This window comes from Kineococcus glutinatus, from assembly GCF_039542765.1.
Lineage (GTDB): Bacteria > Actinomycetota > Actinomycetes > Actinomycetales > Kineococcaceae > Kineococcus_A > Kineococcus_A glutinatus.
The window spans coordinates 1-6,521 of sequence record NZ_BAABIL010000181.1 but is presented as its reverse complement, the minus strand read 5'-3'; the positions used below and the strand labels follow the sequence as shown (position 1 = coordinate 6,521).

Below are 6,521 nucleotides of genomic sequence, written 5' to 3'. Positions count from 1 at the left end.
CGCGGTGCCGACGAGGTCGGCGAGGACGACGGTGACCTTGTGGGCGCCGAGGTCGACGCCCAGGACGTACCCGGCGCGGGCGTCGAAGGCGTAGCGGCGCGCGGGCCGGCCGGGGCGGGCGGTCTCCTCCCCACCGGCCGCCTCCCGCACCCAGCCGAGGTCGATGAGGGCGTCGCAGACGGTGTGCACGGTGGGCCGGGACAGGCCGGTGGCGGCCATGACCTCCGTGCCCGTCATCGCCCCTCCCACCGCGCCCGACCCCGGCGCGCGGGCGCCGCGCAGGGCGTCGAGGACGGCACCGGCGTTGAGGCGGCGCAGCAGGGCGGTGGTCGGCGTGGCGGGTGCGTCGCGCACGGGGGCCTCCATCCGCTTGACCGGTCGCGGGCCGGGTGACCACAATATCGCAACGACGTTTCCCAATGCCGCGGACCGGACGACCGACACCGGCGGCGGCCCCCCACCGCCCCAGGAGCAGCGCCCGTGACCACACCCCGGCCCACCGGGCGGACCACCGCCGCGCGGACCGACCCCGCCTGGTGGACCACCGCCGTCGTCTACCAGGTCTACCCCCGCTCCTTCGCCGACTCCGACGGCGACGGCATCGGCGACCTCGGCGGCGTCCTGCAGCACCTGGACCACCTCGCCGACCTCGGCGTCGACGTCGTCTGGCTCTCGCCGGTCTACCCCTCCCCGCAGGACGACAACGGCTACGACATCAGCGACTACCAGGACATCGACCCCGTGTTCGGGACGCTGGAGCAGTTCGACGAACTGCTCGCCGCCGTGCACGCGCGCGGCATGAAGCTCGTCATGGACCTCGTCGTCAACCACACCTCCGACGAGCACCCCTGGTTCCTGGAGTCGCGCTCCTCGACGGACAACCCCAAGCGCGACTGGTACTGGTGGCGACCGCCCCGGGAGGGCATGGCACCCGGCCAGCCCGGCGCCGAACCCACGAACTGGCACAGCTTCTTCTCCGGCCCCACCTGGGAGCTCGACGAGGCCAGCGGCGAGTACTACCTGCACCTGTTCTCCCGCAAGCAGCCCGACCTCAACTGGGAGAACCCCGAGGTCCGTCGGGCCGTGCACGAGATGATGAACTGGTGGCTGGACCGGGGCGTCGACGGGTTCCGGATGGACGTCGTCAACATGGTCTCCAAGGACGTCGCGGCGGACGGCTCGCTGCCCGACGGCCCCCCGCTGCCCGGAACGCCCTGGGGCGACGGCTCGGCCGCCTACATCTGCGGCCCGCGCATCCACGAGTTCCTGCACGAGATGCACGAGGCGGTGTTCGCCGGCCGCGACGCCCGGCTCATCACCGTCGGGGAGATGCCCGGCGTCACCGTGGAGGACGCGCGGCTGTTCACCGACCCCGCCCGCGCCGAGGTGGACATGGTGTTCCAGTTCGAGCACGTCGGTCTCGACCACGGCCCCGGCGGCAAGTTCGACCCGCGCCCGCTGCGGCTGACCGACCTCAAGGCGTCGTTCGGCCGCTGGCAGGCCGGCCTCGCCGACGTCGGGTGGAACAGCCTCTACTGGGACAACCACGACCAGCCGCGGGTCGTGTCCCGCTTCGGTGACGACTCCCCGCGCTGGCGGGTGCGCTCCGCCACCTGCCTGGCCACGCTGCTGCACCTGCACCGCGGGACGCCCTACGTCTACCAGGGCGAGGAGCTCGGCATGCGGAACTTCCCCTTCACGCACATCGGGGAGTTCCGCGACATCGAGTCCCTCAACCACCACGCCCAAGCCCTCGCCGCCGGCGCCGACGAGGAGACCGTGCTCGCCGGGCTGCGCGCGATGGGCCGCGACAACGCCCGCACGCCGGTGCAGTGGGACGGCACCGAGCACGCCGGGTTCACCACCGGGACCCCGTGGCTGCCCGTCAACCCCGACCACCGCGAGGTCAACGCCGCCGCCCAGCGCGACGACCCCGGCTCGGTGTTCGCCCACCACCGCCGGCTCATCGCCTTGCGCCACGAGGTCCCCGCCGTCGCGCACGGCGACTTCACGATGCTGCTGCCCGACCACGAGCAGGTGTACGCCTTCACCCGCACGCTCGGGGACGTGGAGCTCCTCGTGCTCTGCAACGTCTCCGGGGAACCGGTCGCGGTGGACGTGCCGGACGGCTGGGCGGGCAGCGGGCTGCTGCTGGGGAACGTCCCCGGCGACCCGCCGGGTGGGGTCGGGGAACTACGAGCGTGGGAGGCACGCGTGCACGAACGGTCGCTGGACGGGTCCGCGGGCGCAGGAGGTGCGCCGTGACGGTGCGCCCGCTGCGGGTCGGTGTCATCGGGCTGGGCTGGGCCGGGCAGCAGCACCTGGAGGCCTACCGGGCCATCCGGGGCGTGGAGGTCGTGGCCCTCGCCGGGCAGGAGGCCGACCTGCTCGCCGAGCTCGGCCGGCGCCACGAGGTGCCCGCCACGTTCGCCCGCTGGGAGGACCTCGTCGAACTGCCCGGCCTCGACGCCGTGAGCATCGCCGTGCCCACCTGGCTGCACGCCCCCATCGCCGTCGCGGCCCTGCGGCGCGGCGCGCACGTGCTGTCGGAGAAGCCGATCGCGCGCACCGGCGACGAGGCGCAGACCATGGTGGACGCCGCGCGCGCTGCCGGTCGCGTCCTCGACGTCGTGTTCAACCACCGCCGGCGCGGCGACGTCATGGCGCTGTCCGACCTCATCGCCCGCGGCGCCATCGGCCGGCCCTACTACGCGCGCGCCTCCTGGCTGCGGCGCAACGGCATCCCCCGGCTCGGCAGCTGGTTCGTCAACGAGGAGATGTCCGGCGGCGGCCCGCTCGTCGACATCGGCGTCCACGTCCTCGACTGGTCGCTGCACCTGCTCGGCGAACCCCGCGTCCTGTCCGCCAGCGCCGCCACCTACTCCGAGCTGGGCCCCCGGGGCCGCGGCGGCGGCGACCGCGACACCCTCACCCACGAGACGTCCGCGTACGAGGTGGAGGACTTCGCCTCGGCGTTCCTGCGCCTCGAGGGCGGCGGCACCCTGGCCTTGGAGACCGGCTGGGCCACGTACCGCGACCCCGTCGACGTCATGGACTTCACCGTCTACGGCACCGAGGGCGGCGCGGAGTGGCGGGCCGTCGGCGCCACCGACGTCCCCGTCGCGGACGTGCAGGTGTTCACCGAGCGCGGCGGCCACCCCGCCGACCACACCATCACCGCCCAGCCCGGCCGCGCCCACCAGGCCGTCGTCGAGGAGTTCGTCGACGTGGTGCGCGGCGACCCCGGCACGTGGTCCGCCCACGACGGCTCGCACGCCCTGACCCGCGCGCGGGTCATCGACGCCTGCTACCGATCCGCCCGCGAGCACAGGGAGGTCGCGCTGTGAGCAGCCCGCTCCGCGTCACCGTCTGGAACGAGAACGTCCACGAGACGAACGACCACCCCCGGGGGATCCGGGGGTACTACCCCGACGGCATGCACGGCGCGATCGCCGCCGGCCTGGCCGAGCACCTGCCGGACGCCCGCATCCGCACCGCGGTGCTGTCCGACCCCGAGCACGGCCTCACCGATGACGTGCTGGCCGACACCGACGTGCTGACCTGGTGGGGTCACGCCGCGCACGGCGACGTCGCCGACGAGGTCGTGGACCGGGTGCAGCGGCACGTCCTCGGCGGCATGGGGCTGCTCGTGCTGCACTCCGGGCACTTCTCGAAGGTGTTCAAGCGCCTGCTGGGCACCACCTGCTCGCTGGCGTGGCGCAACGACGGGGAGCGGGAGGTCGTGTGGACCGTGGACCCCGCCCACCCCATCGCCGAGGGCGTGCCCAACCCGTTCGTCATCGAGCGGCAGGAGATGTACGGCGAGCCGTTCGACGTGGCGCCGCCGGACGAGCTGGTGTTCGTGAGCTGGTTCGCCGGCGGTGAGGTGTTCCGCTCCGGCGCGACGTGGCGGCGCGGCAAGGGGCGGGTCTTCTACTTCAGCCCCGGCGACGAGAGCTACCCCGTCTACCACCACCCGGACGTGCGCCGGGTCCTCGCCAACGGGGTGCGCTGGGCGGCGCGGCCGGAGCTGGTGCGCGAGCCCCTGGGGGTGACGAACCCGGCGCGGCGCTGGGCGGGCTGAGGCGCGGGGGCGCCCACCTCCGGGTTCGAGCGGTACCGCAGCCCCTCGTCGGCGCCCGCCTCCGGGTTCGGGCGGCCGACGGGGTGGTCCCGGCCACCCGAACCCGGAGACGGGCGCCGCGCCGCGCCGCGCCGCGCAGGTGATCATCGATGAACGCTCAAGCGATCGTCACGCCTCGTTCTCCCGCAGTCGGCCGCTCCGCACCGCGGCCCTGGTTCGATCCTCGACGCACCTTCCCGGATCTGCTGCTGGAGGTACCGTGCGTTCCGCTCGTCGAACCCTGTCCCGCCCCGCCGTCGTCGGGATCGCCGTCCTCGGCGTGACCACCGCCACCGCCGGCGCGGGCATCGCCGCCGAGGTGGCCGAGCGCCCGGAGAGCCGCTCCGCCGTCACGCCCCAGGTCGACCTCAAGGCCGCCGCCGCCGACCGCGCCGCCACCGACCGCGCCGCCGAGGGCACCGCGGCCGCTCCGGGCCGGGCCAGGAACGTGATCCTGTTCGTCGGCGACGGCATGGGTGCCGCCGCCCGCGCCGCCGGCCGGCTCGCCTTCGCGGGCCTGGAGCGCGAGCTCTACATGGACTCCCTGCCGGTCTCCGGCCTGGTGCACACCTCCCCCGACGACCCCGAGGCGTTCGTCACCGACTCCGCGGCGGGCGCGACGGCCTACGCCACCGGCACCAAGACGTTCAACGGCGCCGTCGGCGTCGACCCGCGGGGCAACGCGATCCCGACGATCCTCGAGCAGGCCCGCAACGCCGGCAAGGCCACCGGCATCGTGACCACCAGCCAGGTCACCGACGCCACCGGCGCCGCTTTCGGCGCGCACGTCAGCGACCGCGGCGAGCAGTCCGCCATCGCCGAGCAGTACCTCACGGGCAGCAGGCCGGACGTCGTCCTCGGCGGCGGTGAGGACTGGTGGCTGCCCGAGGGCGACGAGGGCGCCTTCCCCGACGCCCCGGCCGAGGACCCGGAGGAGGGCAGCCGCAGCGACCGCGGCGACCTCATCGACCGGGCGGAGGACGAGGGCTACACCTACGTGAACTCCGCGGAGGGCCTCACCGCCGCGGAAGGCTCCAAGCTCCTCGGCCTCTTCGCGAACCAGGAGATGTTCCAGCAGAACCCCGAGGGCGAGGGCGACGTCTACGAGCCCGTCGTGTCCCTGGAGCAGATGACGGAGAAGGCGCTCAGCGTCCTGGCCGAGGACGAGGAGGGCTTCTTCCTGGTCGTCGAGGAGGAGGCCGTCGACGAGTTCGCGCACTCCAACAACGCGGAGAAGACCATCAAGGCCGTCGACGAGCTCGACCGCGCCGTGCTCAGGGCCAAGACGTTCGCGGAGCAGGACGGCGAGACCCTCGTCATCACCACCGCCGACCACGAGACCGGCGGCCTGAGCATCGAGTCCGCCGACGAGGGCGACGAGTCCGGCGACGGCGACTCCGCCGAGGACGGCCCCTTCCCGATCGTCGGGCGCAGCGACCAGTTCGTCGTGGACTGGACGACCACCGGGCACACCGGCGTCGACGTCCCGCTGACCGCGTACGGTCCGGGTTCGGAGCTGTTCACCGGCACCTACGAGAACACCTACGTGTACTCCGCGATGCGGCTGGCCCTGCTGGGCTACTGACCTCCACCGCCGCAGGGCGGTCCCTCCACCGGGAGGGGCCGCCCCGCGGTGCGCCCGGCCGGTGCCCGCCGAAACCTCCTGTCCGGCACGACGGCGTGCTGGCACGATCGGCCCGTGAAGAGGACCGCCCCCGCCCTGATCGCCACCGCCCTGGCCTCCCTCGCGCTGACCGCGTGCAGCAGCACGAGCCTGTGCGCGGAACTGCCCGCCCCCACCGAGCAGCAGGTCGCCGTCGCGTCCCAGCGGGTGCAGGACCTCCCCGTGGAGGTCGAGGTCGAGCACGAGGGCGTCGACTGCTTCGTCGACCCGGGCACCCGCCGGTGGACCGAGGAGGCGGAGGAGGAGGCCTGACCCTCCCGCCGGGCCGCCCCCCTGGCAAGGCCCCCGCCGGTCCTGGGACGCCGCACGCTGCTGCCGCCGGCGGCGGCCTGCGTGACGCACCGTGCCGCCGCAGGGGTGCCCGACGAGGACGACGGGCCCGCCGGGGCGGACGTGCTGCCCGACGAGGGCGAGGAGTTCGCCGCCACGCCGCACGAGGCGGGGATCCCGGGACAGCGGCCGGTCGGCCACGCGCGGTGAGCTAACGGTGACCGGCCTGTGCGCGGCACGCTGCGTCCCCACCGCGGCGACGCACCCCGCCGGCAGCACCCGGCGCACGAGGAGAGGAACCCCATGCCCCACCCGAGGAGCGGAGCGCCCGGTCGCGCACTCCCCCCCGTCGCGCGCCCGGCCGCGCGGGCCGCCGCGGCGGTGCTGCTCGCCGCCTGCGGCACCGCACCCGGCACCGCGCTGGACGCGGGGGTCGACCCCGCG

General features: G+C 74.5%; 7 protein-coding genes. 6 read left to right on the top strand and 1 reads right to left on the bottom strand.

The window, feature by feature from the left end:
- Positions 1–354: helix-turn-helix domain-containing protein (locus ABEB16_RS07845; RefSeq protein ID WP_345711705.1), on the bottom strand; the 354-nt coding region annotated here is incomplete at its 3' end.
- A gap of 126 nt (positions 355–480) precedes the next feature.
- Here ABEB16_RS07845 and ABEB16_RS07840 point away from each other — a divergent pair.
- The 6 genes from ABEB16_RS07840 (at position 481) to ABEB16_RS07815 (ending at position 6,287) form a co-directional block, all read left to right on the top strand.
- Positions 481–2,265, top strand: a complete 1,785-nt coding sequence (locus ABEB16_RS07840; RefSeq protein WP_345711704.1) for a glycoside hydrolase family 13 protein — start codon at positions 481–483, stop codon at positions 2,263–2,265.
- Positions 2,262–3,347 carry a Gfo/Idh/MocA family protein gene (locus tag ABEB16_RS07835; RefSeq protein WP_345711703.1) on the top strand — a complete coding sequence of 362 codons (1,086 nt, stop codon included), beginning with the start codon at positions 2,262–2,264 and terminating at the stop codon, positions 3,345–3,347. The genes ABEB16_RS07840 and ABEB16_RS07835 overlap by 4 nt, the downstream gene beginning before the upstream one ends.
- Complete coding sequence (locus ABEB16_RS07830) at positions 3,344–4,084, top strand: ThuA domain-containing protein (protein ID WP_345711702.1); 741 nt, start codon at positions 3,344–3,346, stop codon at positions 4,082–4,084. Before ABEB16_RS07835 ends, ABEB16_RS07830 begins: the two co-directional genes overlap by 4 nt.
- Before the next feature lie 358 nt (positions 4,085–4,442).
- The gene (locus ABEB16_RS07825; protein WP_425560135.1) at positions 4,443–5,708 is read left to right on the top strand and encodes an alkaline phosphatase; all 1,266 of its coding nucleotides are present in this window, start codon (positions 4,443–4,445) and stop codon (positions 5,706–5,708) included.
- A gap of 114 nt (positions 5,709–5,822) precedes the next feature.
- Positions 5,823–6,059: a hypothetical protein gene (locus ABEB16_RS07820; protein WP_345711700.1), complete on the top strand. Its 237-nt coding sequence runs from the start codon at positions 5,823–5,825 to the stop codon at positions 6,057–6,059.
- Between the two features lie 81 nt (positions 6,060–6,140).
- Positions 6,141–6,287: a hypothetical protein gene (locus tag ABEB16_RS07815; RefSeq protein ID WP_345711699.1), complete on the top strand. Its 147-nt coding sequence runs from the start codon at positions 6,141–6,143 to the stop codon at positions 6,285–6,287.
- The last annotated feature ends 234 nt before the right edge of the window (positions 6,288–6,521 follow it).